At 63.6% G+C, this 26360-nt stretch carries 27 protein-coding genes; 18 read left to right on the top strand and 9 right to left on the bottom strand.

Annotated elements, in window-relative coordinates; all coding sequences use genetic code 11:
• Positions 1-33 precede the first annotated feature (33 nt).
• From H290_RS0111760 to H290_RS0111770, 3 genes are all read left to right on the top strand, one after another.
• Positions 34-726, top strand: a complete 693-nt coding sequence (locus H290_RS0111760) for a TetR/AcrR family transcriptional regulator (protein ID WP_020107006.1) — start codon at positions 34-36, stop codon at positions 724-726.
• Between the two features lie 75 nt (positions 727-801).
• Positions 802-1656, top strand: coding sequence for an oxygenase MpaB family protein (locus H290_RS0111765; protein ID WP_028463072.1), 855 nt, complete (start codon positions 802-804; stop codon positions 1654-1656).
• Positions 1657-1732: 76 nt separating this feature from the next.
• Positions 1733-2209 (top strand): TspO/MBR family protein, encoded by a 477-nt coding sequence (locus H290_RS0111770; protein WP_020107008.1) that lies wholly within the window; start codon positions 1733-1735, stop codon positions 2207-2209.
• Between the two features lie 8 nt (positions 2210-2217).
• On the opposite strand, the gene H290_RS0111775 is transcribed toward H290_RS0111770, so the two are convergent.
• Both H290_RS0111775 and H290_RS0111780 read right to left on the bottom strand, forming a co-directional pair.
• A complete protein-coding gene (locus H290_RS0111775) occupies positions 2218-2718 on the bottom strand; it encodes a hypothetical protein (protein ID WP_155976806.1) in 501 nt (166 codons plus the stop codon).
• Between the two features lie 83 nt (positions 2719-2801).
• Positions 2802-3449 carry a LysM peptidoglycan-binding domain-containing protein gene (locus H290_RS0111780; protein WP_020107010.1) on the bottom strand — a complete coding sequence of 216 codons (648 nt, stop codon included), beginning with the start codon at positions 3447-3449 and terminating at the stop codon, positions 2802-2804.
• Positions 3450-3659: 210 nt separating this feature from the next.
• Between H290_RS0111780 and H290_RS0111785 the strand changes: the two genes are divergently transcribed.
• The gene (locus H290_RS0111785) at positions 3660-4508 is read left to right on the top strand and encodes an SDR family oxidoreductase (RefSeq protein WP_020107011.1); all 849 of its coding nucleotides are present in this window, start codon (positions 3660-3662) and stop codon (positions 4506-4508) included.
• Positions 4509-4528: 20 nt separating this feature from the next.
• Here H290_RS0111785 and H290_RS0111790 read toward each other — a convergent pair whose 3' ends face one another.
• Both H290_RS0111790 and H290_RS0111795 read right to left on the bottom strand, forming a co-directional pair.
• Positions 4529-5164, bottom strand: a complete 636-nt coding sequence (locus H290_RS0111790) for a hypothetical protein (RefSeq protein WP_020107012.1) — start codon at positions 5162-5164, stop codon at positions 4529-4531.
• A gap of 127 nt (positions 5165-5291) precedes the next feature.
• Entirely contained in the window at positions 5292-6500 is a 1209-nt protein-coding gene (locus H290_RS0111795) for an acetyl-CoA C-acetyltransferase (protein ID WP_020107013.1), read from the bottom strand.
• Between the two features lie 129 nt (positions 6501-6629).
• Here H290_RS0111795 and H290_RS0111800 point away from each other — a divergent pair, with 129 nt between their 5' ends.
• Complete coding sequence (locus tag H290_RS0111800) at positions 6630-7868, top strand: CoA transferase (RefSeq protein WP_020107014.1); 1239 nt, start codon at positions 6630-6632, stop codon at positions 7866-7868.
• Between the two features lie 46 nt (positions 7869-7914).
• On the opposite strand, the gene H290_RS0111805 is transcribed toward H290_RS0111800, so the two are convergent.
• A complete protein-coding gene (locus tag H290_RS0111805) occupies positions 7915-9390 on the bottom strand; it encodes a phospholipase D-like domain-containing protein (protein ID WP_020107015.1) in 1476 nt (491 codons plus the stop codon).
• A 102-nt stretch (positions 9391-9492) separates the two neighbouring features.
• Between H290_RS0111805 and H290_RS28405 the strand changes: the two genes are divergently transcribed.
• The 4 genes from H290_RS28405 to H290_RS0111825 all read left to right on the top strand — a co-directional run bounded on the left by H290_RS28405 (position 9493) and on the right by H290_RS0111825 (position 12384).
• Positions 9493-10140, top strand: coding sequence for a DUF4383 domain-containing protein (locus tag H290_RS28405; protein ID WP_231373560.1), 648 nt, complete (start codon positions 9493-9495; stop codon positions 10138-10140).
• A 71-nt stretch (positions 10141-10211) separates the two neighbouring features.
• Complete coding sequence (locus H290_RS0111815; RefSeq protein WP_036518766.1) at positions 10212-10796, top strand: TIGR03086 family metal-binding protein; 585 nt, start codon at positions 10212-10214, stop codon at positions 10794-10796.
• Between the two features lie 55 nt (positions 10797-10851).
• The gene (locus H290_RS0111820) at positions 10852-11148 is read left to right on the top strand and encodes a hypothetical protein (RefSeq protein ID WP_028463075.1); all 297 of its coding nucleotides are present in this window, start codon (positions 10852-10854) and stop codon (positions 11146-11148) included.
• A gap of 30 nt (positions 11149-11178) precedes the next feature.
• The gene (locus H290_RS0111825; protein ID WP_020107019.1) at positions 11179-12384 is read left to right on the top strand and encodes a sensor histidine kinase; all 1206 of its coding nucleotides are present in this window, start codon (positions 11179-11181) and stop codon (positions 12382-12384) included.
• 14 nt (positions 12385-12398) lie between these two features.
• Here the strand turns inward: H290_RS0111825 and H290_RS0111830 are convergent, their stop codons facing one another.
• A complete protein-coding gene (locus H290_RS0111830; RefSeq protein WP_020107020.1) occupies positions 12399-13964 on the bottom strand; it encodes an AMP-binding protein in 1566 nt (521 codons plus the stop codon).
• A 185-nt stretch (positions 13965-14149) separates the two neighbouring features.
• Here H290_RS0111830 and H290_RS0111835 point away from each other — a divergent pair, with 185 nt between their 5' ends.
• The 7 genes from H290_RS0111835 (at position 14150) to H290_RS0111865 (ending at position 20634) form a co-directional block, all read left to right on the top strand.
• Positions 14150-14623 (top strand): nuclear transport factor 2 family protein, encoded by a 474-nt coding sequence (locus H290_RS0111835; protein ID WP_020107021.1) that lies wholly within the window; start codon positions 14150-14152, stop codon positions 14621-14623.
• Positions 14616-15437, top strand: coding sequence for a mycofactocin-coupled SDR family oxidoreductase (locus H290_RS0111840; RefSeq protein ID WP_020107022.1), 822 nt, complete (start codon positions 14616-14618; stop codon positions 15435-15437). The genes H290_RS0111835 and H290_RS0111840 overlap by 8 nt, the downstream gene beginning before the upstream one ends.
• Before the next feature lie 39 nt (positions 15438-15476).
• Entirely contained in the window at positions 15477-16301 is an 825-nt protein-coding gene (locus H290_RS0111845) for a LytTR family DNA-binding domain-containing protein (protein ID WP_231373561.1), read from the top strand.
• Positions 16298-16675, top strand: coding sequence for a membrane protein (locus tag H290_RS0111850; protein ID WP_028463076.1), 378 nt, complete (start codon positions 16298-16300; stop codon positions 16673-16675). The genes H290_RS0111845 and H290_RS0111850 overlap by 4 nt, the downstream gene beginning before the upstream one ends.
• 10 nt (positions 16676-16685) lie before the next feature.
• Positions 16686-18500, top strand: a complete 1815-nt coding sequence (locus tag H290_RS0111855) for a cation acetate symporter (protein WP_020107025.1) — start codon at positions 16686-16688, stop codon at positions 18498-18500.
• A gap of 140 nt (positions 18501-18640) precedes the next feature.
• Positions 18641-19003 (top strand): DUF485 domain-containing protein, encoded by a 363-nt coding sequence (locus H290_RS0111860; protein WP_028463077.1) that lies wholly within the window; start codon positions 18641-18643, stop codon positions 19001-19003.
• Positions 19000-20634, top strand: coding sequence for a cation acetate symporter (locus tag H290_RS0111865; protein WP_020107027.1), 1635 nt, complete (start codon positions 19000-19002; stop codon positions 20632-20634). The genes H290_RS0111860 and H290_RS0111865 overlap by 4 nt, the downstream gene beginning before the upstream one ends.
• Before the next feature lie 271 nt (positions 20635-20905).
• Here the strand turns inward: H290_RS0111865 and H290_RS0111870 are convergent, their stop codons facing one another.
• Positions 20906-22015 (bottom strand): NAD(P)/FAD-dependent oxidoreductase, encoded by a 1110-nt coding sequence (locus H290_RS0111870; RefSeq protein WP_028463078.1) that lies wholly within the window; start codon positions 22013-22015, stop codon positions 20906-20908.
• A 74-nt stretch (positions 22016-22089) separates the two neighbouring features.
• Positions 22090-23562 (bottom strand): MFS transporter, encoded by a 1473-nt coding sequence (locus tag H290_RS0111875; protein WP_020107029.1) that lies wholly within the window; start codon positions 23560-23562, stop codon positions 22090-22092.
• A 220-nt stretch (positions 23563-23782) separates the two neighbouring features.
• On the opposite strand from H290_RS0111875, the gene H290_RS0111880 reads away from it, so the two are divergent.
• Positions 23783-25126 carry an NAD(P)/FAD-dependent oxidoreductase gene (locus H290_RS0111880; protein ID WP_020107030.1) on the top strand — a complete coding sequence of 448 codons (1344 nt, stop codon included), beginning with the start codon at positions 23783-23785 and terminating at the stop codon, positions 25124-25126.
• 21 nt (positions 25127-25147) lie between these two features.
• Here the strand turns inward: H290_RS0111880 and H290_RS0111885 are convergent, their stop codons facing one another.
• Entirely contained in the window at positions 25148-25444 is a 297-nt protein-coding gene (locus H290_RS0111885; protein ID WP_020107031.1) for a hypothetical protein, read from the bottom strand.
• A 138-nt stretch (positions 25445-25582) separates the two neighbouring features.
• Between H290_RS0111885 and H290_RS0111890 the strand changes: the two genes are divergently transcribed.
• Complete coding sequence (locus H290_RS0111890) at positions 25583-26359, top strand: nucleoside phosphorylase (protein ID WP_020107032.1); 777 nt, start codon at positions 25583-25585, stop codon at positions 26357-26359.
• Position 26360 lies beyond the last annotated feature (1 nt).

Genomic DNA, 26360 nt, shown 5'->3' on the forward strand with positions numbered 1-26360 from the left:
ACTAGTCTGCTTACAAGCCCAGGGAGGTCCCCAATGTCTGATTCGGGAGACGAGATCGCCGGTGTCGCACGCCGGGGACGTCCACCGCGGATCAACCGCGAGGGCATCGTCAAAGCTGCCCGGACTTTGCCGCTGGACACTCTGACGATGCAGGCCGTGGCGGATGTTCTGGGCGTCGACAGGAAAGCCCTCAGCTATCACGTCAGCGACCTGAGAGGCTTGCGGGAGCTGGTTGCGTTCGATGTGTTCGAGTCCGAAGTGGGGCGGGTCGAAATACCGACGGGGGGAGACTGGCGTGAGGTCATCCGCCTGTATACCCGCGCCACCCGCGACGCCGTCGTCACGGTGGGCGCGCTGGCGATGCACATCCGCCTGCCCGGCACCGGCGGGGTGCGAACACTCGAGCCGATCGAGCGGGTACTGCAAGCCCTGGTCGACGCCGGGTTCGGCGTCGAAGAATCCGGCCGGATCCTCCTATTGCTGACGGAGGTGGCCTACTCGACCGGCCGGGACACCTTCCACGCGGACGACACCGGTCTCCATCCCGACGTTCCCGACGTGGCCCGCACGTTGATGGGCGCGCCGGAGAATGACTTCCCCGTGCTTCGCGACCTGGTCGAAGCACAGCAGAGTGCGGGCCCGGACGACGGTCAACTCGAGTTCGACCTGGCTGTGATCATCGAGGGTCTAGAGCGCCGATTGGAACCCAATCCACCACACGCTTGATCCGGCCTCTTCTCTGCTCTGGATCCCGATCGACTCGCTATTCTGATAACATCCGTAGTCAGATGGGGAGGGCGCATGAGTACAAGTGAACGGCATATGTCTCGTGACGAGATGGACGCCATCGACAGCAGCTTCTTTGCCAAGGCACTCTTGTCGATGGGGCAGACGATGAGCACGGCCAATGTGATCATGCAATTGGCCAATCCGGCAGTCGGTTACGGCGTTGCGCGCAGCAAGGTCGAGAACGGGCGGCTCGACCGGCATCCGATCAAGCGGGCCCGCACCACTGGGTCGTATCTGGCAGTGGCCGTATTCGGCAATGCCAACGACCGCAAGCGCTTTCGGCAAGCGGTCAACCGTCAGCACGTGCAGGTCCGATCGGATGAGACCAGTCCTGTCGAATACGACGCCATGAACGTCGACCTCCAACTGTGGGTCGCGGCCTGTCTGTATTACGGCTGGGAGGACATCTACGAGCGCGTCCATGGACCCCTGACAGGTGCAGATCGGGACACGTTCTACCAACAGGGCAAAGTGTGTGGCACAACGCTGCAGATGCCGGCGCAGATGTGGCCACCAAACCGCGAGGCATTCGGGGAGTACTGGGACCGTCAGGCGGCCGAGATCTCCATCTCCGACGAGGTTCGTGAGTTCCTCATCGGTATCGCGAACTTCGACCACGCGCATCCGGCGATCAAAAAGCGTTATGGTCCGGTCAAATACCGGCGCACCATCGGATATCTACCGCCGCCCTTTCGCGAAGCAATGCGAGTTCCGTGGACGGCCGCCGATCAGAAATGGTTCGACGGGTACGTCGATGGCCTCGTCGCCGCCGAACGACGCAAGCCACTGTGGTTGTCGCAGTTGATATTTCGTGTGCTGCTCTGGGATGTTCGACTGCGTTGTCGCTTAGGCCGCCCCCTGGTGTAGGTCATCTCGCAGTGGGCGGTCTTGTATGCGGGTACGTTTGGCGGTGGGACCATTCGACGCCGAAGGAGTGCCCGCAATGCGTTCGATTGTCAAAACTTCTGGCGCGGTCGCCATTACGGCCGTGGTCGGTTCGATTGCGGCGCAGGACGCAAGAAACTCGTACTGGTACCGCCGATTGTCGAAGCCGCCCTTTCAACCGCCCGCAAGGTTGTTCCCGATCGTGTGGACGGCGCTGTACGCCGATGTCGCGATCAGCTCCGCGGCCACGATCGATGCCCTGAACGACGACATACGACACATCGACGCGGCGGCCTTCGAGAAGGCGTTGGCCGTCAATCTGATCTTGAACGGCGCCTGGACCTGGGTGTTCTTCAAGGCACACCGCACCGGCGCGGCGACACTGCTGGCAGCGGCGCTCACCGCCAGCAGTGCCGATCTGGTCCGACGTGCCGCGCCGGCCTCGATCACCGCGTCCGCCGCGCTGATGCCTTACGCCGGATGGTGTGGCTTTGCGACGATGCTCTCCGGCGCGATCTGGCGGCGCAATCGCTGACTACCGGGTCAGGGCGCTATGAAACCCCCGACACCGGGAAGGGAAGGTTGTCCGGCGTTGGGATATGCCCAGGAACCGATGATGGAAACAGTGATCACAATCGGACCCGAGCCGGTGTAGACGGACGTGTATGTGGGGGTCGGGTCGAGGAAGTAGGGGCACGGTTTCACCGTGGCGGTGCCGCCGATACCCGTGCCCACATTCACATAGTTGACCCGGACGAGCGATCCGGCCGCGCTGGATGAACAGGTTTCCCGGCTGGCAGGTGCAGAGAAGGCGGTGTGGCCGGGTGACGGCGACCATGCGTTCACCGACAGCAGGAGTGGTCCCGGGACCACCAATCCGCTGATCTGGACGCCGATTGCTGGGATCTGGTAGACGGACACCGGGGCGGAGGCGAGGGTGGGTCCACCGGGTGCGGCCGATGCTGCCGGAGCGCCGGCAATCGTCAATGCTGCGGCGGCGAGTGCTGACCCCAGCACTACTGAAAGTCGTTTGGCGAAGCGCATGGTTTGACCTCTCGATTGTCGGCTTTGTCTGACTTATCGAAAGGACGGTACTGGCTTGTTACGGCGGTCACAATCCCGCAAAATCACCTCGGGAAATAGACAACCTGATTGGCAAACAATGAATCCGGGGCGGAAATGAAGTTCGCCGCCGCGACCACGCCGATCCAGGTGTCCAGATTCGCGCTGCCGTATTCGGCCTCGCACAAGGATCGAAGTGTGTCGCCGGCCGTTCGGGCAAATCGATTCAGTCCGGGTCTTATCAGGACCTGCCCGAGGGCGAGTGTTGCGTTGTGCGGAAGATTATTCGCGTGTGCGAGCATGAGCCGAAGGTGGTCGTCGCCGTACCAGCGGAAGGCGAGTTCGTGCAGGTTGTCGCCGGTGACCACCGTGTGGTGACCAGGATTCAACAGGTCGGGAATGTGTAGCCAAGATCCTTGTTGAATCGGACGCTGAGCGACCCCGTTGATGATCTCCCAGATCAATTGTTTGCCGGGGTCTGCGGTTCCGTAATACTGCTGAGTGATCGCCTGCCGGGTGGCAGGAGAATCGGGTGTCGAGAAATGGTGCCGAAATGTCACGTAGGGCAATTCGAGGTGCTGCCCGATATTGATGACATTGGGATCGGCCAGGTGATTCTGTCGTGCGATCACAGGATAGAGGTTGCCGTCGCCGTACTCATGCTGCGCGATGGAAAAAAGGGTGTCACCGGACTGAACGCTGTAGGTCTTCATCGTTACCTCGCTCGTAGGCGTGTTGTCAGTCCAGGTGGGCGTGGAACCGCACTAGGTCTGGGCATCGCGGTGAACACGCGTTACGGACTATCTGAATTCTGGCAGTCTGCCGAAGCCGGGTCCAGTAGAGGACTCCTCTCGCAAATGAGAATGGCGTTCTGATAGCCTGCAGCTAAACGCGCATCACAACGTCGAAGGGCCTTGCGAACAATGTCGGACAATCAGCTTGAGTCGTTGGCTTCGAATGCCTTCGAGAACCGCACCGTGCTCATGTCAGGCGGTAGCCGCGGTATCGGGCTGGCCATCCTGCTCGCGCTCGCCAAGCGTGGTGCCAACATCGTGCTCCTGGCCAAGACCGACGTGCCCCATCCCAAGCTGCCGGGCACCATCCACACCGCGGTCGAGGAGATCAAGGCCGCCGGTGGAAAGGTCGTCGGTGTGGTCGGTGACGTACGTGTCGACGAAGACGTCCAGCGTGCGGTCGCCACCGCCGTCGAGACCTTCGGCGGCATCGATATCCTCATCCACAACGCCAGCGTCATCAACGAGGCTGGCACCGCTGACCTGCCACTGAAGCGCTACGACCTCATGCAGGGCGTGAACGTCCGTGGAATGTTCTCCCTCACCCAGGCCGCTCTGCCGCATCTGGCCAAGTCGCCCAACGCGCAGATCCTTTCCATCGCACCGCCGCTCAACATGTCGCCGTATTGGCTGGGCAAGTTCCCCGCGTACACGCTTTCGAAGTACGGCATGACCGTCCTGGCCCTCGGATTCGCCGCGGAGTTCGCCGAGCAGAACATCGCCAGCAACTGCCTGTGGCCCGAGACCACCATCGCGACGGCCGCGGTGAAGAACCTGCAGCCGGATCCCGAGGCCGCGATGCATGCCCGCGAGCCCGAGGTGATGGCAGACGCTGCCACCTTGATCCTGGCGCGACCGTCGTCGGCGACAGGTGAGGTTCTGATCGATGCCGAGGTTCTCACCGGAGCCGGTGTCACCGACCTCTCCACCTACGGTGGCAGCGAACCCCTCGACCTGGACTTCTACATCGACGCCTGAGTCAGGACGCCTCGGCCATCTCAGCCGACAACGATCCGGGCGATCTCGACGGCCTGGTCCTGCATCGTCGCCCGGAGTTCCGACGGACCCTCGATCTGGATGCCGATCAGAGCCTCGTCGACACACACGGTGAGTTCGCCTTCGGCGTCAGTCGCGTTCTCGAAACTTCCGGACTGCCACCACGCCTGGTTGCCGACGCCGGCAACGGGTTCGACCGGGTGGATGTGGTCGGACGGCTCGATGCAATGAACTGTGTTGTCGTTGAACTGCTCGGCAAAAGATAGGTTCAGATCGACTTCGATCTCGTTGAGATCGGTAGTTGCCAGGTCGGTGGTCTCGAAGCTGCATCCGACGGTCTTGTAGTTGACGTTGTCGACGGTGTTCACGGCGCCGGTCGACGGTTCGGGTCTGCCGAACTCGACGTCGAAGATCTCTGTCAGGTCGTCGGAGGACAGTCCCGCGCAGTCGGCACGAAGGTTGGTGCCGCCCGCGGGTTTCGAAGTTGCCTCCCCAGATTTCGGAGCCGGTGACGTCGAGTCCGTCACAGACGATGCGGCCGCACTCGGGGTCGCCGAGTCGTCGGAGTCGTCGGAACAACCCGCCAATAGGCCGACCGCGAGCCCAGCCGCAAACACTGCCGCCACCGTCCGTCGCATGCCGACACTCCTCACATCTGGGTTGCAGCCATCGGTTCGTCTGTTGCGACACTAGGTCAGGTCGGACGGTGACTGCGGCTGAATCGCGCTAAATCGAGCGGACCAACGACGAGGTGATCAGGCCGGTTCAGACCTTCTCGAAGATTGCGGCGAGGCCCTGACCACCGCCGATGCACATGGTCTCGAGGCCATACCGGGCGTCGCGGCGTTGCATCTCGCGGGCCAGGGTCGCCAGCATCCGGCCACCGGTGGCACCGACGGGGTGGCCGAGCGAGATGCCCGAACCGTGGACGTTGGTGCGCTGGTGATCGTCTGCGGTGAATTTCCATTCGCGCATCACGGCGAGGGCCTGTGCGGCGAATGCCTCGTTGAGTTCGATGAGATCGATGTCGGAGAGTGTGAGTCCGGCTCTGGTGAGCGCCTTCTCGGTGGCCGGGACCGGCCCGATGCCCATCACCTTGGGCTCGACGCCGGCAACACCCCACGACACCAGCTTGACGAGCGGGGTCAGCCCGAGTTCGGCGGCCTTCTCCAGGGTGGTCACGATGCACAGCGACGCGGCATCGTTCTGACCACTGGCATTGCCGGCGGTCACGGTGGCGTCGGGATCCTGCTTGCCCATGATCGGGCGCAGCTTGGACAGTGATTCGACGGTGGTGTCGGCACGGGGGTGTTCGTCGGTGTCGATGATCTGGTCACCGGAGCGGTTCGGCACGGAGACCGGCACGATCTCCTCGGCCAGGATCCCGGCCTGCTGAGCGGCGACGGCCCGGGTGTGCGAGGCGACGGCCAGTTCGTCCTGCTCGAGTCGGCTGATGCTGTACTCGCGCCGCAGGTTCTCGGCGGTCTCGATCATGCCGCCGGGCACCGGATAGAAGCGGCCACCGGCGGTCGAGCGGGCACGGACCAGGCTGTCGTGCATCTGTACGCCGGAGCGGGCGCCGCCCCAGCGCATGTCGACGGAGTAGAACGACGCATTGCTCATCGACTCGGTGCCACCCGCCACCACGAGTTCGTTGTCGCCGTTGCCGACCTGGAATGCGGCCTGGATGACTGCTTGCAGGCCGGATCCGCAACGGCGATCGATGTGCATGCCGGGGACCGTCACCGGCAGGCCCGCATCGAGTGCCACTACCCGGCCGATCGCCGGTGCCTCGCTGTTGCCGTTGCAGTGCCCGAGGATGAGGTCGTTGATCTCGTCCGGTGCGATGCCGGTCCGCTCCAGCAGCCCCTTCATGGCGGCCACGCCGAGATCGACAGCGGTGAGTGACTTGAACATCCCGCCATACCGGCCGATCGGAGTCCGAACCGGCTCGCAGATCACCACGTCGCGCATCAGTGCCTCATTCCTGTCGCTCGCCCACCCGTGAACTGAAACGCCAACAGTATGGGACCCCAATATAGACGATCCGGTCTCGACAATGCAGGGTAGACCCATGACCTTCTGCACCGCATCGGCCACTCGATGAGCACAGAGCACGAACCGCAGGCCCTCCCCTTGGCCGGGCTGCGAATCATAGAGGTATCCAGTTTCGTCGCGGCACCCCTCGCCGGCATGACGTTGGGATCGCTTGGCGCGGAGGTGATCCGTGTCGACCCGATCGGTGGTGCCGCCGATTATCATCGCTGGCCGATCACCGAGGGCGGTGAATCGATCTACTGGGCGAATCTCAACCAGGGCAAACGGTCCCTGGCCGCCAACTTTCGTGATCCCGAGGCCACTGCCCTGATCCGCGACCTCATCCTCGAGGCCGGGATCGTGGTCACCAACGCCGCCGGGCGGGACTGGCTCGACTACGACAGGCTGGCGCAGTCCCGGCCCGACCTGATTCACGTTCAGGTACTCGGCCGGGCGGATGGGCGCGGTGCGCTCGATTACACGGTCAATGCCGCGATGGGCTTTCCGCTCGTCACCGGCCCGACCGCACTCGGAACACCGGTCAACCACGTGTTGCCGGCATGGGATGTGGCCTGCGGTCTGTACGCGGCGCTATCGGTGACCGCCGCGGTGCACCGACGGGCGACCACGGGGGAAGGCGCGCGGATCGTGCTGCCCCTCGAAGATGTCGCGCTGGCGACCATCGGCCACCTCGGGTACCTGGCCGAGGTGCAACTCGGCGGCCCCGAGCGGCCTCGGGTCGGCAATTTCGTATACGGCACCTACGGCAGTGATTTCCGTACCGCCGACGGCGAGACGATCATGGTTGTTGCGGTCACCCCGCGACATTTCCGCGACCTGGCCGAGGTCACCGGCACCGCCGATGCCATCGCCGCGCTGGAAACTGCACTGGGCGTGGACTTTCGGGACGACGGCGACCGTTTCCGCCACCGTGACGTCCTGAGCGGCTTGTTCTCGATCTGGTTCCGTGACCGGACGATTGATCAGGTGGAGAAGGAGTTGAGCGCGACAGCCGTTGTCTACGAGCGCTATCGGACCTTCGCTCAGATCGCGGTTGACCCACGCGTCACCGACAACCCGATGTTCCAGCAGGTCGACCAGCCGCGAATCGGCTCGTATCTTGCGCCGACCACGCCGATGTCGATCGACGGCCGCTATCCGGTGGCGCGGCCCGCTCCCGCCAACGGGGATGACACGGCTTCCGTGCTGTCCGATTGCCTGGGCCTGAGCGAGAGCACAATTGCCGAGCTCGAGGCCCGTGGGGCCATCCGGGTGTCGACTCCTGACACCGCGAAGAAACCATAGTCCACGCGTCTTCGCATCAGCGATCACGTAGTCCTGGCGAAGGATTTCAGCGGACTGCCGGCCGGAGCTGCCTCCGGCCGGCGACCCTCCGATATGACTTCTCCAGCAACGAAGTCCGGACCTGTTCGGGATCCATGAGTTCGTTCTCGGCGAGGGGACTGTCCTCCCCGTCGATGATGTCTCGATCGAACTCGACGAGGGTTTTGCCCTTGTCGTTCAGGGTGTCGATGGCGGCGGTGAGCGAGGAGTGTTCGTCGATGGCTGCTTGGAGGTCATCGATCTCGACGTCGAGATGTTCACTCAGCAGACGATTCCGGACACCACGGATCGCGGTGCGATGGTCATCGGTCACAGGAAGGTCGGCGGCGATCTCGACGGCGAGGTCGCACTCGCTGTCGAAGCCCATCGACCGGTTGTTGAGATTGGACGATCCGACCCGCAGCAGCCGGTCGTCCATGACCAGGACCTTGGCGTGTACGTAAATCGGTTCACCACCGGCAGTTACCGGGTGGTAGGCCCGGAAACGGTTGTGGGTGTCGGCCTTCCATAAGAAATGGAGCAGGCTGTGGCGGGCTCCGTCCATCGCCTGCATCTCCAGCCATCCGTCGGCGTGACGGGGTAACACGAGCACGATTTCGGGTCCGTCGGGTTCGCCGAGTCGTTTCGCCAGTGCGTCGGCGATCGTGCGGGCCGCCAGGTACTGGCTCTCGATGTACAGGTAGTCCTGGGCAGCGGCTATCGCTGCGAGATAGAGGGATTCGATCTCTCGTACCTCTTCGCGGCCGGGTATCTCGGGCAGGGTGCGGGCGACCGCCACATCCACCGCCTGCATCGTCGGTTCCAATCCCGGCGGCCAGTAGTGCTCGGAGATGTCGGTGACCGGGGCGAGTTCCTGTCCGGTCGCGGCGAGCCACCGGGCGCGGGCAATCTGTCCGACCGCACGCGCAGCGGCTCCGTCGACCGCAGTGGTGGCGTCATGCCAGGGACCGTAGGAATTGCCATTGGGCTTGGTGCGGTAGGTGTTTCGGTCAGCATGGTCGGAGGTGTCCCACCGGTCGACGGTCATGTCGATACCGCCGCAGAAGGCGATCTGATCATCGATGACAATGATCTTCTGATGATGTGCGGCACCAACGGGATGCGCCAGATCGATCTCGAAGTGCAGTTCCTTGGCGTTGAACCAATTCTGGATGAACACCGGTGCCATGCCGCGGGCGATCGCGGCAAACGCGCCCAGACTCCACTTGAGCAGGTTGATCTCGAGTCCCGGACGGTTCTCGGGCAGCCACTTCAAGAAGGTCCCGAGGTCGTTGGGACCGTCCAGGGTCTCGCCTTCCGGTTCGAACTTGATCCTGGTGTCGAAATCCCAGCCGATCAGGATGATCCGACTCCGCGCCTGCAGCATTGCGGCCTTGGCATGCCGGAAGTAGTCGGCCGCGTCGACGATGACCGCGAGTCGATCGGCCTGCGCGATCTTCCAGCACGTTTCATCGGGTACCAATACCGGACCAAGACCACTCATGAAGCTCTCGCCTTCGGTTCGACGGATTGGGCCTCGACAAACTAACACGTCGAGCAGCGGCCCTGGCAACACCGGTGTGACCAGGCAAAAGGCGCGTGTGATGTGCCGGATTTGGCGGGTTTGAATTGTCCGCAAATGGGGACTCTATCGCCAGCACCTGGGCGGCGGTTTCTGGAAGGTCTGTTCATGATCATTTCCCGAAGGACAACTCGCACCGAGGTCCAGATCGCCGCGTTGGTCGTAGCCGTGGCCTTCGTTGTTGTCGGTTGCCTCGGGTTCGTCCCCGGGATCACGACCAACTACGAGACCCTCTATTTCACAGGGCATTACTCAACCGCGGAACTGGTGGGCGTCTTCCAGGTGTCATGCCTGAACAACCTCGTCCACGTGATCTTGGGTGTCGTCGGCATCGTATTTTCCAGAACCGCGACCGGAGCCCGCCTGTATTTGCTTGCCGGCGGCTCGATCTGTCTCGTGTTGTGGGTGCACGGGCTGGTTGTCGACAACCAGTCCGGTGCCAACTTCATCCCTGTCAATTCAGCCGACGACTGGATGCATTTCGCTGCCGGCGTGGGCATGATCGCGATCGCTGTGATTTTCGGCCGTGGCGCCGCTGCAGGACGGTCCGCGCGTATCCCGCCAGTACAGAACCGTGGCAGCCTACTCCGGTTGCATCGAGGTTCTAAGGGAGTGTCATCCGGGAGCGATGCGCAGGGGCAACGTGGCACTGACGACCTGGAGTGGCGCTGAAGGCTACTCATCGACCCGAGTTGTCGCGTTTTTTCAAGACGCGGCCGATGATCGGGAGAACACTCGATGGCATGACCACCACAACTGTCGATCTGCTCAAACCAGTCCTGGCCGACCTCGCGGTCGTGGTCGCCAATACCGACGGCCACGAGACCGCCCCCACCCCGTGCACCGAACTCGATGTCGCTGCGCTGCGCAACCACGTTGCCGGCTGGCTCAGCACGTTCGCTGCCGGATTCGCTGATCCCGGAGGCCGGGCAAGTGCGAGCGGAGCCCAGGTTCCACAAGTGGCGGAACAAGCCGCCGAGGTGATCCGTGCGGCGGCAGACCAACTCGATTCGGCCGTGCGTTCTGGTGCGGACCAGCGTCCGCTGTACCTCGGCGAGAATCCGATGCCGGGTGACATGGCGATGTCGATGATCCTGTGGGAGTACATCGTCCACGGATGGGATCTCGCGGTGGCAACGGGGCAGGAGTGGAATCCCGCGCCCGAGGCAGCGGCAGCGTCGGCGACCTTCGCTCCGACCATGCTGACCCCCGACTACCAAGGTCCGGGTAAGCCTTTCGCCCCGCGGGTTTCGACGGCCGAGAATGCTTCGGACCTCGAGCGGCTGCTGGGACTCTCCGGCCGAGACCCTTCGTGGCGACGCCGGTGATGAGTGTGTCGTCGGTCATGAGTCCGGTGAATGTGACGGCGGTAGAGTCGGCTGGGTGAGTACCCCATTGACAGCACCTGTTGTTGCCGCCGGACTCGTCGGCGGATATGCCACCGCCCGATACAGCGGGCGGCGTGAACTCGGCGGCGTCGTGCTCGCTGCGGCGGGCGGCTGGTGCGCCACCCAGTGGTACCGGACCAAAGGACCGCTGGTGGCCGGATCGCTGCTGGGTGGGTACCTCGTCGCATTTGGTGCGTCGCATCCGCTGGCCAAGAAGATCGGCGCGTGGCCGTCGGTCATCGCCGTGACCGCGGCCGCCGCGGGGGCGACCTACGCCGCCGCCGATCGCTGAGCGGTAGCACTACGACGTGATGAGCCGCTGATGTCGGGCATCGCGATCGCACTTGTTGTCGTCGCTGTGCTGGTGGTGGTGATTGCGGTTGTGGCACTGCGGGTTCGGACGCGTCCGACCCTGACTACACCGGCCGAGCGGGTGGTCCACGCGACGCTGCACACCGCGTCACTCGCTGCCCGTCCGCTGCGGCGTGGTCTCGACGCCGACTCGGCAGCTGAGGCGGCCCCGCATCTGCGGAGCCTGACTTCGGCCGACGCGCTGGGGATATCCGACGCCGACGGCGAGATCCTGGCATGGACCGGATCGTATGGACGGCTTGCCACCAGGTTCGCGGACGCGGCGGTCCGGGCCTCGGAGGAGGGTCGCCGGATCCTCATCAAAGCCGCTGATCTCGATGAACCGGGTATCCGGGCGCTGATCGTGCAGCCGATGCTGGTGGACGGCGCCGGGTCGGTGGGTGTGATCGGTGTGGTCACCAGGACCAGGCCGGGCCCGGGCATGTTGTCGGCGATCACCGAGGTGGCCAATTACGCGGGCAGCCAGATCGAGCTGGCCGAACTCGACGCATCCCGGGCCCGACTGGACCGTGCCGAGGTCCGCGCGCTGCGAGCCCAGATCAGTCCGCACTTCATCTACAACGCCCTGGGAACCGTGGCGTCGTTTGTGCGGACCGATCCCGATCAGGCCCGTGAGCTCATCCTCGAGTTCGCCGACTTCACCCGCTACTCCTTCCGGGCGGCCGGCGAATACACGCTGCTGGCAGATGAACTGCGCAACATCGACCGATACCTGACCCTGGAACGGGCCCGCTTCGGCGGCTCACTGGCGGTCAAACTGCAGGTCGCACCCGAGGTCCTCAACGTGGTCCTGCCGTTCCTGGCGTTGCAGCCGCTGGTGGAAAATGCGGTGCGCCACGGTATCTCGAGCAAGCCCGAGGGTGGGACGGTCACCATCATCGCGGCCGACGAGGGTACGGATTGTGTGATCAGTGTCGAGGACGACGGCGTCGGGATGGATCCGGAACTCCTGCGTTCCGGTGATCTCGACGCGATCGTCACCGGTGCCGGCGGACCTAGCGCCACCGAGAGCGCTCATGTCGGTCTGGCCAACGTCGATGATCGGTTACGGGCCGCATTCGGCAACGACTACGGACTGGTGGTCGAAACCGCGCCCGGCGCCGGAACCAAGGTCAGCATGCGCGTACCCAAGTTCCGGCCGGGCGTCTCGGTGTGAGAGTCGAATTCGAATCAGGTTGCCGCAGGGGCTGATTCGTCCACCGTGCTCAGTTCGGCCACCATCTTCCTGATGACCGCCTTCTGGATCTTGCCGCTGGGCGTCCGGGGGAATTCGTCGAGTTGATGAAGTTCTTCGGGCCACTTCTGTTTTGCCAGACCGGAGGTGGCGAAGTGCGCCCGTAGGTCGTCGAGCGTGGGCATCGCTGCCCCCGGATGGAGTCGCAACACCGCGGCTGTGCGTTCACCGAGACGGGCATCGGGTGCTGAGACAGCGGCTGCTTCGGCAACACCGGGTAGACCGAGTAGCTCCTCTTCGACTTCCTGTGCGCTGATGTTCTCGCCACCACGGATGATGACGTCGTTCTTGCGATCAGTGATCGTCAGGCTGCCGGTGTCGTCGAGGATTCCGATATCGCCGGTGTGGTACCAGCCGTCGGAGTCAAAAGCCTTGGCCGTCAACGCGTCATCGGTATATCCGAGGCAGAGGTCGGGGCCGCGGGAAAGGATTTCTCCATCGGGAGCGATCTTCAGTTCCACACCTTCGAGTGCGCTGCCGTCGGTCTGTGTGCGTTTGATGACCGAATCGCTCGGCTTCGATCCGGTGATGGAGGGATGTTCGGTGCTGCCGTACGAGCGGTAGGCGATGACGCCGAGGTCGGTGAGTTTCCGCGTGAAGGTCAAAGGCACCGACGCGCCACCCAGTCCGGCATAGGGCATGAACTCCAGATGCGCGGGGGTGAAGTCGGGATGATCGAGCACGCTGGTCACGAAATATGGTGCGCCACCACCAACTTTCAGCCCTCGTTCGGTCATCAGGCGGAGCACCACGGACGGATCCCAGACGTCGATCAAATGGATCGGGTAACCCTCGAGGATCGGGATCAGGAACGCGCTCACCATGCCGATGAAGTGACCGGTGGGTGCACCGGTGATCTGCGGTTGCCCGTCGCGCGGCCAGCGCATGGCGAGCTGCCGGGTCTCGCAGACCAGGGTCTGGTGGCTGTGGATGACACCTTTGGCCTTGCTGGTGGTGCCGGAGGTGAAGGCGATCAGCGCGCGGGCGGCAGGGTCGGCCTTGATGATGCCGGTCATCGGTTCGTCGGCGAGCAGCTCGTCGAAGTTCTGGCCCACGACTCCGACGATCGGGACGTCGCGGTAGAGGTCGGGGTCGAACGACAATTTCCCGAATCCCGTGGCGGTGATCACCACCTTGGGCTTGGTGGTGGCGATGATGTGCGACATCTCTTTGGGGCCGTAGAAGTGGACGACGGGCACGATGACCGCGCCGAGGAGCGACGTCGCCCAGAACGTCGCGGCTGCTTCCATCCAGTTCGGCAACTGGGAGACGATCACGTCGCCCTCGCCGACACCGCGGTCGGCGAGTCCTGCTGCGAGCCGGCGCGCGATCTGCTCGACGTCGGCGAAGGTCCCCACATACGGATGCGTCGCGGAATGGACTTCGAACACGAGGTCGCCGCGGTCGGCCAGACCGCGACCGATCAGTTCGCCGACGGTTTCATCGGTCCACCATCCGTCGTCCTTGTACCGTTGTGCCAGCTCGCTGGGGATCTGTCTCATCGAATGCTGCTCCCGACCCGATTGTTGCTCGTCTTGTGACCCATATCTTGACAGAGCCGAATTATGTCCTAGATCATACCTATGAATCAATCAAGTGATTGAAGTGATGGTCGCTGTCTGGGGTATCTGATGGCCGCGACCTTCCTTCCGTCATCCGCTGTGCGTCGTGGTGAGGAGTTGTCAGGGTGGAAATTCAAGAGGTCATCGACAGGCTGGAGATCGAGCAGCATCTGACCAACTACGCCAAGGCAGTCGACTCCGAGGACTGGGATCTGTGGCGTTCGCTCTACACCGAAGACGCGCGCATCGACTACTCCGCCGTGGGTGGTCCGACGGGTAATCGGGTGGAGATCTCGGCATGGCTCGAAGCGTCGATGAAACTGCTGCCGATGAAGCAGCATTTCATCACCAACATCGACTACACGATCACCGGTGATACCGCCGAGGTCCGCGCGATGTTCTACAACCCGATGATCCTGCCCGGAAATACCGAGAAGAGTGACTGCGGCGGCTGGTACCGCCACAAGCTGGTACGGACGTCAGAAGGATGGCGCACCAACGATTTCCAGGAAGAAGACGTCTGGTTCAGCGCAGCGATGAAGAAGGGCGCGGACGCAGATCGTGCCGCACGCGAGGAGAAGTCAGATCATCATGGGTGAACTCGACAACAAAGTCGCACTCGTCACGGGTGCGGCACGAGGTCAGGGCCGAAGTCACTGCGTCGCTTTGGCCGAAGCCGGAGCCGACATCATCGCGATCGACATCTGCGCCGACATCGACTCGATTCCATATCCGTTGGCATCCAAGGAAGATCTCGCCGAGACCGCACGCCTGGTCGCCGAAAAGGGGCGCCGGATCTCGACGTTTGCCGCTGACGTCCGGCAACTGGCCGACCTCGAGGCGGCTGTCTCCGACGGAATCGGGCAGCTGGGTGAGATCGACATCGTTGTCGCGAATGCCGGTGTGGTCGCGCTCGGCGTCACCGATCCGAGGAACGAGCAGGTCTACCGCGACATCGTCGAGACGAATCTGTTCGGGGCCTGGAACACGATCGCGGCAACCGTGCCGTCGATCATCCGCAAAGGTGTCGGCGGATCGATCGTCCTGACGAGCTCGGTGCAGGGTTTGACCGGACGCGGTGGCGACGGCAGTGCGGCCGTCTTCGCATACGCCGCGTCGAAACACGGCCTGGTCGGGCTGATGAAGTCGGCAGCAAACGCGTACGCGGAAAACAACATCCGGGTGAACACCGTGCATCCCACCGGGGTCGCCACGCCGATGATCTTGAATGAGAACATGGCAAAAATGCACGCCGAAGGCAGGCTCTCGACCGCGATGGCGGGCAACCTGCTCCCGGTTCCCTGGGTCGAGCCCGAAGACGTCTCGAACGCGGTCATGTGGCTGGTGAGCGACAAAGCAAAATTCATCACCGGCGTCGCGTTGCCGGTGGATGCCGGTTGTGTCGCCATGTAGTCCGTGCCACGGACAGTCCGTGGCACGATAGACCCTGTTGTGACACAGACCACCAAGGACTCCGCCCCGACGAGACGGCCGGCACTGACAGTGCTGGCCGTCGATGACGAATGGCCGGCGCTCGACGAACTCGCCTATCTGTTGCGTGCCGAGGATGCGGTGGCGGAGGTCCTGACCGCGGGGGATGCAACCAGCGCGCTGCGATTGATCAAGGATCGTCCCGACTCCATCGACGCGGTGTTCCTCGACATCAACATGCCGGGTCTCGACGGACTCGAACTCGCCGGGGTGCTCGCGGCCTTCGCCAATCCACCGGCCGTGGTCTTCGTGACCGCCCATGACGATCGGGCGGTCGCCGCTTTCGATCTCGGAGCGGTCGACTATCTTCTCAAACCGCTACGCGCGCAACGTCTTGCCGAGGCGGTCCGTCGGGTCGTCGAGCAGCGGGAGACGCCCGAGGTGGAGGTCACTGCGGAAGTCGGCGGCGTCACGGGTACCGATGAGGTGATCCCGGTCGAGATGAGCGGGGCGACCACCCTGGTCAATCGCTCGGATGTGTCCTGGGTGGAAGCTGAAGGCGACTACACCAGGCTGCACACCCCGACCGGTTCGCATCTGGTCCGTATCCCGATTTCGACACTCGAAAGCCGTTGGGCACAAGCCGGATTCCTGCGGGTTCACCGTTCGTACCTGGTGTCGTTGGCGCTGGTCACCGGTATCCGCACGGTCGGGTCCGGCATGGTTGTCCAGCTCCGGCCCGAGCCGAACGCGGCGGTGGTGGAGTTACCGGTCAGCCGGCGGCACACCAGGGAACTCAAGGACCGACTCGTCCGCAGTCCCAAGCAGGAACGGACCACCCGGTGACAACACCCGGAGATCAGGCACCCCGCCCTCGGGAGCGGGTGGTGCTCGCCTCGCGACGGGGGGCGAGGACGGTCCGAACCCGGGTGGAGGTCCAGGAACACACAGACGTCGGTGACGCACTCATCCGCGGGTTGATGCGCGCCCAACTCGGGTTGGCATTGCGGCTGGCAGCGCTGACCTTGCTGGTGTTGTGTTCGATACCGGTGGTGATGAAAATCTTCCCCGAGCTCACCGAGGTGACGATGTTCGGGATCCTGTTGCCCTGGTGGATCCTTGGGTTTGCGGTGTATCCGCTGCTGCTGGCCGTGTGCTGGGTCTACAACCGTCGCGCCGATCGAAACGAACAAGAGTTCGGCGACTTGGTCGACGACTGAAACCGCGCAGATGCAGACGATTTACGGACAGTCGGTGCCGGTCCCGACACTCATCGCGTTGGTTGCCGCAGCAGTGGCGACCGTCGCCATCGGCGCCTATGGAGTTCGCCTGGCCCGCACCACGTCCGACTTCCTGGTCGCCTCACGTAGCGTCGGGCCCAGGTGGAACGCGGCGGCGATCTCCGGTGAATATCTCTCGGCCGCATCATTTCTCGGAGTCGCGGGACTGATCGCCAAATATGGCGCCGACGCGCTGTGGTATCCGATCGGCTTCACCGCCGGATACGTCGGCCTGCTGCTGTTCGTGGCGGCGCCGCTGCGCCGGTCAGGTGCTTACACCGTCCCCGACTTCGCCGAATTCAGGCTGCAGTCCAAGCGATTACGCAAGCTGGCGACGGGCGTTGTGGTTCTGATCTGCATCCTCTATCTGGTGCCGCAGTTCCAGGGAGCCGGACTGACACTCAACATCCTGCTGGGTGTCCCGACCTGGGTGGGCGCGGTCGTTGTCGCCGTGATCGTCATCGCCAACGTTGTCGGTGGCGGGATGCGGTCGATCACCTTTGTCCAAGCATTTCAGTACTGGCTCAAACTGACCGCGATCGCGGTGCCGGCAATAGTGCTGGCCATTCACTTCTATGGTGCGGGCGACGATGATCGGGGCTCCGATGCGCCGCCGACGGTCTCGACGTCGACAACTGTCGACATCACCACGGACGTCGTTGTCACAGTGGCACAGCCGCTGCAGGTGAGCGCGGTAGGGGAGGTCGATGGAACCGCGGTGTCCGGACCTTTGGTGTTGGGGCCTGGTGAGCACACAGTGAGCGAGGGAACCGAGCTGGAACTCTCCGCCGGCTCTGCTGTACCCGTTGTGTCCGGGGCACCGGCAACCCACGGCGAGTGGGACACCCCGGGATGGGGCTTCGGCGGTGAGCACCCGATGTTCCAGGTCTTCTCGCTGATCATCGGCATCTTCCTCGGCACCATGGGGCTGCCGCACGTGCTCGTCCGCTTCTACACGAATCCCGATGGCAGAGCGGCTCGCGCGACCTCGCTGGCGGTGGTCGGACTGCTCAGCCTCTTCTATCTGTTCCCCACTCTGCTCGGCGCGTTCGCCCGATTGTGGGTACCGCAGCTCCTCATCACCGGGGCATCCGACGCCGCGGTGCTGTTGCTCCCGGGCTCGGTGTTGTCGGGCATCGGTGGCCAATTGCTTGCCGCACTGGTGGCCGCCGGTGCCTTCGCAGCTTTCCTCGCGACCTCGTCGGGACTGCTTGTCAGTGTCGCCGGTGTCATCAGTACCGATGTGTTGCATGGTCGGGTCCGCGACTTCCGGCTCGCCTCCGTCGTGGCCGGCCTCGTGCCGCTGCTGCTGGCTGTGGGGGTCACGTCCATCGACCTCTCCCGAACGGTGGGACTGGTGTTCGCCGTCGCCGCGTCCACGTTGTGCCCACTGCTGGTCCTGGGCATCTGGTGGCGCGGGCTGACCGCGGTCGGTGCGGCCGCGGGACTGATCGTCGGTGGTGTGGTTGCTGGCGGAGCCGCGTTCGCCACCTCGGTCGTGGGCTTCGACGATGACGTTCTGAACGGGTGGCCCGCTGTTCTGGTCGGTTATCCGGCGGCAGTGAGTGTGCCGCTGGCATTTGCCACGATGGTGCTGGTCAGCAAGTTCACCGCCGACCAGGTCCCGGCTGATGTCGGACGACTGCTCACCCGGCTGCATGCACCGGAAAGGCTGGGTGTCGGGCGCGATCGCGAGATCAATCTGGGGACCGTCGAGGATCGTCGCCCGGACCGCGACTCACCCGATTTCCGGAACGACAGCTGACCGCTTGTCGCTCTGAATCGACCGTTCGTCGCACAGTTCGACAGCTCGCCGTGTGACTGCGACCACACCATGTTGATGTGACCTGGACCTCACTAACGTTTCGTGACAGTTACCCTCACCCGTCATGTCAGGAGTCCCCAGTGACCACATCAGACCTGAGCCCGGAGTTGTCGCAGCCGCGACCGACTCCGGACGCACAGGCGTTCATCGATATGCAGGCCAGCCCGGAGTTCCAGGACCTGCGACGTCGACTACGGACGTTTGTGTTTCCACTGACCGCGTTCTTCCTGTCCTGGTACGCGCTGTACGTTCTCCTCGCCACGTATGCCACAGACTTCATGGCCACCAAGATCCTGGGCAATATCAACCTCGGCCTCATCCTCGGGCTCGCGCAATTCGTCTCGACATTCGTGATCACCGCGGTCTATGTGCGCTTCGCCAATCGTGACCTCGATCCCCGCGCCGCGGCCATCCGCGAAGAGCTGGAAGGACCGCTCAAATGAGCTACCTCGCTGCCGGGACCGCCTCAGTCGGCAACCCCGCACTCAACATCGCCATCTTCGTGGCATTTGTGGTCATCACGATGGGTATCGTGATCAAGGCCAGCAAGACCACGAAGAAGGCTTCCGACTTCTACACCGGCGGCGGTCAGTTCTCCGGACCGCAGAACGGCTTTGCGATCGCCGGTGACTACCTCTCGGCCGCATCGTTCCTCGGAATCGCCGGTGCCATCGCTGTTTACGGCTACGACGGCTTCCTGTACTCGGTCGGCTTCCTTGTTGCCTGGCTCGTCGCTCTGCTGCTGGTCGCCGAGCTCCTCCGCAACACCGGCCGATTCACGATGGCCGACGTCCTCAGCTTCCGCTTGAAGGAGCGACCGGTGCGGATGGCGGCGGCGCTGTCGACGCTGACCGTCTCGCTGTTCTACCTGCTGGCCCAAATGGCTGGTGCCGGCGGACTTGTCGCACTGCTGCTCAATATCGATGGCAAGACCGGCCAGTCCATCGTGGTGGCCGTGGTCGGCTTGCTGATGATCGCCTACGTCCTCATCGGCGGCATGAAGGGCACCACATACGTGCAGATGGTCAAGGCGGTTCTGCTCATCGCCGGCGCCGCCATCATGTTCTTCCTTGTGCTGTTCGCGGTGAAGGGCAACTTCTCGACCCTGCTCGCCCAAGCTCAGGACTCGGTCAACCAGTCGACGAACGACGCGGTGGCCGGACGCGACATCCTCGCTCCCGGTGCGAAGTACGGCATCAGCAACATGTCTCAGCTCGACTTCATCTCGCTCGGTATCGCGCTGGTTCTCGGCACCGCCGGTCTGCCGCACGTGCTGATGCGCTTCTACACGGTGCCCACCTCGAAAGAGGCGCGCCGCTCGGTGACCTGGGCGATCGGACTCATCGGTGCCTTCTACCTGTTCACCCTGGGACTCGGCTACGGTGCGGCGAAAATGGTTGGGCCGGACAAGATCCTGGCCGCACCCGGCAAGGAGAACTCCGCGGCGCCACTGCTGGCCTTCGAGCTCGGCGGAACGATCTTCCTGGCAATCATCTCGGCGGTTGCCTTCGCAACCATTCTTGCTGTGGTGGCCGGACTGGCGATCACCGCATCGGCATCGTTCGCCCACGACATCTACGCCAGTGTCATCAAGCGCGGCAACGCCTCTGAAGAGCAGCAGGTTCGGGTCTCGCGGATCACGGTGGTGGTCATCGGACTCGTGGCGATTGTGCTGGGCATCCTGGCCATGGGCCAGAACATCGCCTTCCTGGTGGCCCTGGCCTTCGCGGTCGCCGCGTCGGCAAACCTTCCGACACTGCTGTTCTCGCTGTTCTGGAAGAAGTTCAACACCACCGGCGCCCTGTACAGCATCTATGGTGGTCTGCTCATCTGCATCGGCCTGATCGTGGTCTCTCCTGCGGTCTCCGGTAAGCCGACCTCGATGTTCCCGGACGCCGACTTCGCCCTCTTCCCGCTGTCGAACCCCGGAATCGTTTCGATCCCTGCCGCCTTCCTGCTGGCCGTGATCGGTACCCACATCGGACGCCGCAAGCTGGAGAATCCCGCGAAGCAGTCCGAGATGGAGGTCCGTTCGCTGACCGGTGTCGGCGTCGAGAAGGCTGTCTCGCACTGATCTGACCAACGGCCACAAGCCGTGAAGTCGGGGGCGGCCCCACCTCTCAATTGAGGTGGGGCCGGACTTCGTTCACCCCCATCGACCGTGCCCATCCGACCGCCGACCGTGCCCATAAAACCGCCGACCGTGCCCATAAAACCGCCGACCGTGCCTATCCGACCGCCGACCGTGCCAAAGATGCTGATGCGCTGGAATTTTCGGCACGCTCGACGGTAACGAGGGCACGCTCGGCGGTTCGTTCGGCACGCTCGACGGGGTGGTGGCGGGGTCAGGCGAGGTGGGTGGCGACGGCTTCTGCGATGGCGAAACATGAAGTCAGTCCGGGGGATTCGATGCCGAAAAGATTGACGAGTCCGGGAATGCCGTGGTCGGCGGGACCCTGGATCAGAAAGTCGGCAGCTGGTTCGCCCGGACCGGAGAGTTTGGGGCGGATGCCGCAGTAGGCGGGGGTCAGTGTGTTGTCCGGTAGAGCCGGCCAATATCGGCGGATCTCGGAGTAGAAGGCGTCGGACCGACTCGGATCCACCTGGTAATCAACATGATCCACCCATTCGACGTCCGGTCCGAAGCGTGCCTGGCCGCCGAGGTCGAGGGTGAGATGCACGCCCAGTCCTCCGTCGACGGGGATCGGGTAGATGAGCCGGGAGAACGGCACTTTGACGCCGGCCGGAGTGTAGTAGTTGCCCTTGGCATAGTGCCGAGGTGGAAGGCTGGTGGCCGGAAATCCGTCGAGTTGCGCGGCCACATCCCAGCTGCTCAACCCGGCACAGTTGATCACTGCGTCGCAGGCGATCTCGGTGTCGTCGATGACCAGGACGATGGACGAACGCGGTCCAGAATTACCGGCCACGGACCCGCCCGTCACCGAACTCCGCAGCGCCGTGGTCGCTCCGGCTTCTTCGGCGTCGCGGCGCAGTGCGGACATCAGATCGTGGCTGTCGATGATGCCGGTGGACGGTGACAGCAGTGCCTGCTCGGCATGCAGATCCGGTTCGAGTTCGGCGAGTTCGTCAGAGTCGATCAGCCGAAGATCCTTGACGCCGTTGACCTCTGCGGCAGCAGCGATGCCCGACAGACGGTCCACCTGGTCGGTGTCGGTCGCCACGATCAGCTTGCCGATCCGTTGGTGGTCGACGCCGTGGTCGACGCAGTAGGCATAAAGCTTGTCGCGCCCGGACGTGCAGAGCCGCGCCTTGGCGCTACCGGCGGGATAGTAGATGCCGGCGTGGATGACTTCGGAATTGCGTGAACTGGTTTCGGACCCGATCAGCTCTGCGCGCTCGGCGATGAGAACGTCACGTCCGCTGCGCGCCAGCTGCCGGGCAGTGGCCAGGCCGATGACTCCGGCGCCGATCACCACACAATCGACCTGCTCCACCGGTCACCTCCCGAATTTCCTCCACATGCAGAAACGCCCCATGCACTGTGGCATGGAGCGTATCTGCGTAAGGCTCAGCGAGTAACGGTTGTGGACTCCTCGACCCCGGCGATGGTGTCGGGCAGCTCGACCGAAGGCGGGGTTGCCTTGAACCGCGGGATGAAGGCGGCCAGTGAGAATGCGAGGAGCGATGCGCCGGCAGCAACCAGCATCGTCACCTTGAACGCATCTGCGGTCGGGACGTCGAACCCGCCGGACGACATCGTCATCTGGGCCAGGATCACGCCCACGATGGCGCTGGCAAGGGACGTTCCGAGTGAGCGCATCAGGGTGTTGAAGCTGTTGGCCGCGCTCGTCTGCGACATCGGGACTGCGCCCATGATCAGTGCCGGCATGGCGCCGTAGGCCAGGCCGGTACCGGCGCCGATGATGATTCCGACGAGGGTGATCTGCCAGACGGTGCTGAGTGCGAACGCGCCGACCAGGTAACCCACGGCGACAACAACCGCGCCGGTCATCAGCGTTGTCTTCGGGCCCCGGGAGTTGGTGATCCGGGCAGACACCGGAGCGGCCAGCATCATCACCACACCAAAGGGAGCCATGACCAGGCCGGTGGCGAGCATCGACTTGCCCATCCCGTATCCGGTGGTCTCGGGCAGTTGGAGGACCTGCGTCAGCACGAGCGTCATGGCGAACATCGCAAAGCCGAGTGCAGCCGAGGCCAGGTTTGTGAAGAGGACCTGGCGGCCGGTGGTGACCCGAAGATCGACCAGCGGGAGTTTGGTGCGGAGTTCCCACCAACCCCAGACCGCGAATGCGATCGCGGCAATGGCCACCAGCGTCAGGGTGGTGCTACTGGTCCAGCCCCAGTCGGCGCCCTTGGTGATGGTGAGGAGCAACGCGATCAGTGCGGCCGACAGCGATGTGGCGCCGACGTAGTCGAAGGTTCCACCGCTCCGGATGGGCGATTCGGGAACAAACGTGAGGATCAGGACAGCGGCGACCGCCGCGAGCGCCGCGGAGATCCAAAAGAGGAAGTGCCAGTTCGCGTACTCCGCGATCAGGGCCGAGATGGGAAGACCCAGCGCGCCACCGATACCCAGTGAGGCGCTCATCATCGCCACCGAACTCGCCAGCTTCTCTTTGGGGAGAGCGTCGCGCATCAAGCTGATCCCCAGCGGAATCACCGCTCCCGCCAGGCCCTGCAGTACCCGGCCGACGAGAAGCGGTCCAAGACTGTTGCTCAACGCCACGACCGTGGATCCGACGATCAGGAACATCATGCTCAGGAGCAGGATGCGGCGTTTGCCGAACATATCTCCGAGACGGCCCATGACGGGCACGGCGACGGTGCCGGTCAGCAGGGTGGCTGTGACGGCCCAGGCGGTGTCGGACGAGGAGGCGTCGAGGAGCCTGGGCAGTTCCGGGATGATCGGGATCAACACGGTCTGCATCAGCGCGGCGACCACGCCGGAAAACGCCAGGATGGCCACGATCGGGCCCGGTGACCGAGTCCTGGTGGTTCCGTCGGCATCGAGAACGGGCATAGGTGTGCGGCCTCCGGAGATTCAGGATCGGGTCGTCGGTCGCCAGAAATCTAAATCAGCCGACTTACCCAAATTAAAGCAAATGACTCAGGTGGTCAAATTATCTCGGCGTGATTCGCCACACACCGGCGAGGATAGACTTTCGCAGTAATCGCGACGGCGATCGATAGTTTCGTACCCAGGCCTTTGTTTCAGTGGCAATTGGAGATCGAAAGAGAATATGACTGCATCTGAGCGACCACATGTACTCATCGTCGGCGGCGGATTCGGTGGCCTCAATGCGGCGCGGAAACTGCGGAATGCAGACGTCGATGTCACCCTGCTGTCCCGGGGAACCAGTCATGTCTTCCAGCCGCTGCTCTACCAGTGCGCGACAGGCCTGCTGTCCGAGGGCTCGATAGCCAGTCCGCTGCGACATCTGTTGCGCCGGCAGAAGAACGCGCACGTGGCGCTGGGGGAGGCAACGGCCATCGACGTCGAGACCCGGACACTCACCGCCTGCCGGTCCGACGGTTCGACGTTCGATCTGCCGTTCGACCACCTCGTGGTCGCCGCGGGTATGCAGCAGGCCTATCACGGACATGACGAATACATCGACTGGGCGCCGGGCATGAAAACGCTCGACGACGCCCTGACCATTCGCCGCACATTGATCACCGCGTTCGAAATGGCCGAGTCATTGCCGACGGCCGAGGAAAGACGCCCCTGGCTCACGTTTGCCGTTGCCGGAGGTGGTCCCACCGGGGTGGAAATCGCCGGTCAGATCCGCGAATTGGCGCTACACGCTCTGACGAACGAGTTCCGGTCCATCGATCCGCGTGAGGCCAGGGTGCTGTTGCTGCACGGTGGTGACCGGGTATTGCCGTCCTTCGGTGAAAAACTGTCGAGAAATGCCCAGCGCACGCTGGACAAGGTCGGCGTCGAGACGCATCTGGGAGTTCACGTCACCGACGTCGGCCCGGACCACGTCGAGACGACCACGAAGAACGAGCCGAAGACAACGACCCGGTACGAAGCCCACACGATTGTCTGGACGTGCGGCGTGGAGGCGGTGCCGTTCGCCAAGGAACTCGCCGCTGCGCTGGGCGCCTCGCAGGACCGGTCCGGACGCATTGCGGTCGGACAGGATCTGACGGTTCCCGGACATCCGAATATCTGGGTGATCGGCGACATGATGGCCCGCGACAACCTGCCCGGGGTGGCCGAGGTTGCGATGCAGGGTGGGTGGTACGTCGGCAAGCTGATCGCCGCCGAGGTCGAATCGGGTGGCAACGCCACGCGGGCGCCGTTCAAGTACCGCGATCTGGGTAGTGCGGCTTACGTCGCGCGGGGCCACGCGCTGATTCAGGCCGGACCGCTGCACCTTTCAGGCCGGTTGGGCTGGATCTTCTGGGGTGTCATCCACATCGCATTCCTGGCGGGGGGTCGCAATCGCGTTGGTACGGTGCTGAATTGGGCGGCAACGCTGTTCCTGGGTTCGCGGCGTGAGCGGGCCATCACATTCGGCGACTCCCGAATCGCGCGCAACACATACTTCACCAACGCCAGAAAGAATGCGAGCTAGTCGAGGTCGGGACGGGCTGATTCAGACTGCCACCACACCCATGGTCGCCACCATCAGCATGAACAGAAGCCAGCCGGCGCCTTGCCAGATCGGCCAGGCGCCGCCCCGGGTGTACACGCGGTAGGCCTCGACAAAGGCGCCGATACCACCGCACATCAGAATCGCTGTGAAGCCCATGCCCCACAGGATGCTGGACGGGTTGAGCAGGAGGTAAGCGATCAACCAGAGGCCGGCGAGGACCACCACGCCGACGACATATCTGGCGGCGGTGTGCAATGCGCGGGGATCATTCCAGCGCTTCTCGACGTCGTTGGTCACGATGCCACCTCGGATCTGATCGAAGTTCGTCGGTGCCGGCTACTTCCCAAGCTACTCTTCGGGACTCGACAGGCGGATGGGCCGACAGCGCGATAGTTTGCACTGGCAACCACACCCACGAGAGCCGGAGTACCCCACGTGCCAGAGAAGATGGTCGTCGACAAGGACGCCGCCGGGCGCGACGTGCGGCAGTACCACATCGGGGTGGCGCCGGGTGAGGTGGGAACGGTGGCGTTGCTGCCAGGCGATCCGTTCCGCGTGCCCTTTGTCGCCGAGTTCCTGACCGACGTCAAGGACATCGCCCACAACCGCGAACACCGGACGATGACGGGGTTCTACAAGGGCAAGCTGATCACCGCGACATCGACCGGAATGGGTTGTCCGTCAACGGCCATCGCGGTCGAAGAACTGGCCAGGGTCGGTGTGACCTCACTCATCCGCGTGGGCAGTTCGGCCGGACTGCAGCCGGGCATCGCGCCCGGAGACCTCCTGGTGAGTGAGGGCTCACTGCGCAACGACGGCACCACTGCCGCCTATGTGCACCCGGGATTCCCTGCGGTACCGGATATTTCGATAGCCGCCGAATTACGGCGGGTGGCCGAGGCGATGGCCGCCGAGCGTGGTGGCTTCAGTGTGTATTCGGGTATCAATGCGACCGACGATGCCTTCTATGCGGAAGGGCCGGAGTGGATCTCACAGTTGTCCGGCATGGGGATCCTGAACGTCGAGATGGAGAGTTCCGCGCTGTACGTCGTCGCGAAGCTGCGGGGTCTGAAAGCCGGCATGGTGTGTGCCTGTTCCAGCAATCTCGTCGATGGTGTCAGTGTCTACGGAGATCAGAAGGCAGCACTCAAGGACGGCTGGATGCGCAGTATCGAGGTCGCCCTCGATACTGCTGTTGCACTTGATCTTTGAC

The sequence above is a fragment of the Nocardia sp. 348MFTsu5.1 genome, from assembly GCF_000383535.1.
Taxonomy (GTDB): Bacteria; Actinomycetota; Actinomycetes; order Mycobacteriales; family Mycobacteriaceae; genus Williamsia; species Williamsia faeni.

Bases quoted from the DNA above. Each gene is read 5' to 3' on its own strand.
- H290_RS0111760 (WP_020107006.1), top strand. From the start codon at position 34: ATGTCTGATTCGGGAGACGAGATCGCCGGTGTCGCACGCCGGGGACGT.
- H290_RS0111765 (WP_028463072.1), top strand. From the start codon at position 802: ATGAGTACAAGTGAACGGCATATGTCTCGTGACGAGATGGACGCCATC.
- H290_RS0111770 (WP_020107008.1), top strand. From the start codon at position 1,733: ATGCGTTCGATTGTCAAAACTTCTGGCGCGGTCGCCATTACGGCCGTG.
- H290_RS0111775 (WP_155976806.1), bottom strand. From the start codon at position 2,718: ATGCGCTTCGCCAAACGACTTTCAGTAGTGCTGGGGTCAGCACTCGCC.
- H290_RS0111780 (WP_020107010.1), bottom strand. From the start codon at position 3,449: ATGAAGACCTACAGCGTTCAGTCCGGTGACACCCTTTTTTCCATCGCG.
- H290_RS0111785 (WP_020107011.1), top strand. From the start codon at position 3,660: ATGTCGGACAATCAGCTTGAGTCGTTGGCTTCGAATGCCTTCGAGAAC.
- H290_RS0111790 (WP_020107012.1), bottom strand. From the start codon at position 5,164: ATGCGACGGACGGTGGCGGCAGTGTTTGCGGCTGGGCTCGCGGTCGGC.
- H290_RS0111795 (WP_020107013.1), bottom strand. From the start codon at position 6,500: ATGCGCGACGTGGTGATCTGCGAGCCGGTTCGGACTCCGATCGGCCGG.
- H290_RS0111800 (WP_020107014.1), top strand. From the start codon at position 6,630: ATGAGCACAGAGCACGAACCGCAGGCCCTCCCCTTGGCCGGGCTGCGA.
- H290_RS0111805 (WP_020107015.1), bottom strand. From the start codon at position 9,390: ATGAGTGGTCTTGGTCCGGTATTGGTACCCGATGAAACGTGCTGGAAG.
- H290_RS0111815 (WP_036518766.1), top strand. From the start codon at position 10,212: ATGACCACCACAACTGTCGATCTGCTCAAACCAGTCCTGGCCGACCTC.
- H290_RS0111825 (WP_020107019.1), top strand. From the start codon at position 11,179: ATGTCGGGCATCGCGATCGCACTTGTTGTCGTCGCTGTGCTGGTGGTG.
- H290_RS0111830 (WP_020107020.1), bottom strand. From the start codon at position 13,964: ATGAGACAGATCCCCAGCGAGCTGGCACAACGGTACAAGGACGACGGA.
- H290_RS0111840 (WP_020107022.1), top strand. From the start codon at position 14,616: ATGGGTGAACTCGACAACAAAGTCGCACTCGTCACGGGTGCGGCACGA.
- H290_RS0111855 (WP_020107025.1), top strand. From the start codon at position 16,686: ATGCAGACGATTTACGGACAGTCGGTGCCGGTCCCGACACTCATCGCG.
- H290_RS0111865 (WP_020107027.1), top strand. From the start codon at position 19,000: ATGAGCTACCTCGCTGCCGGGACCGCCTCAGTCGGCAACCCCGCACTC.
- H290_RS0111875 (WP_020107029.1), bottom strand. From the start codon at position 23,562: ATGCCCGTTCTCGATGCCGACGGAACCACCAGGACTCGGTCACCGGGC.
- H290_RS0111880 (WP_020107030.1), top strand. From the start codon at position 23,783: ATGACTGCATCTGAGCGACCACATGTACTCATCGTCGGCGGCGGATTC.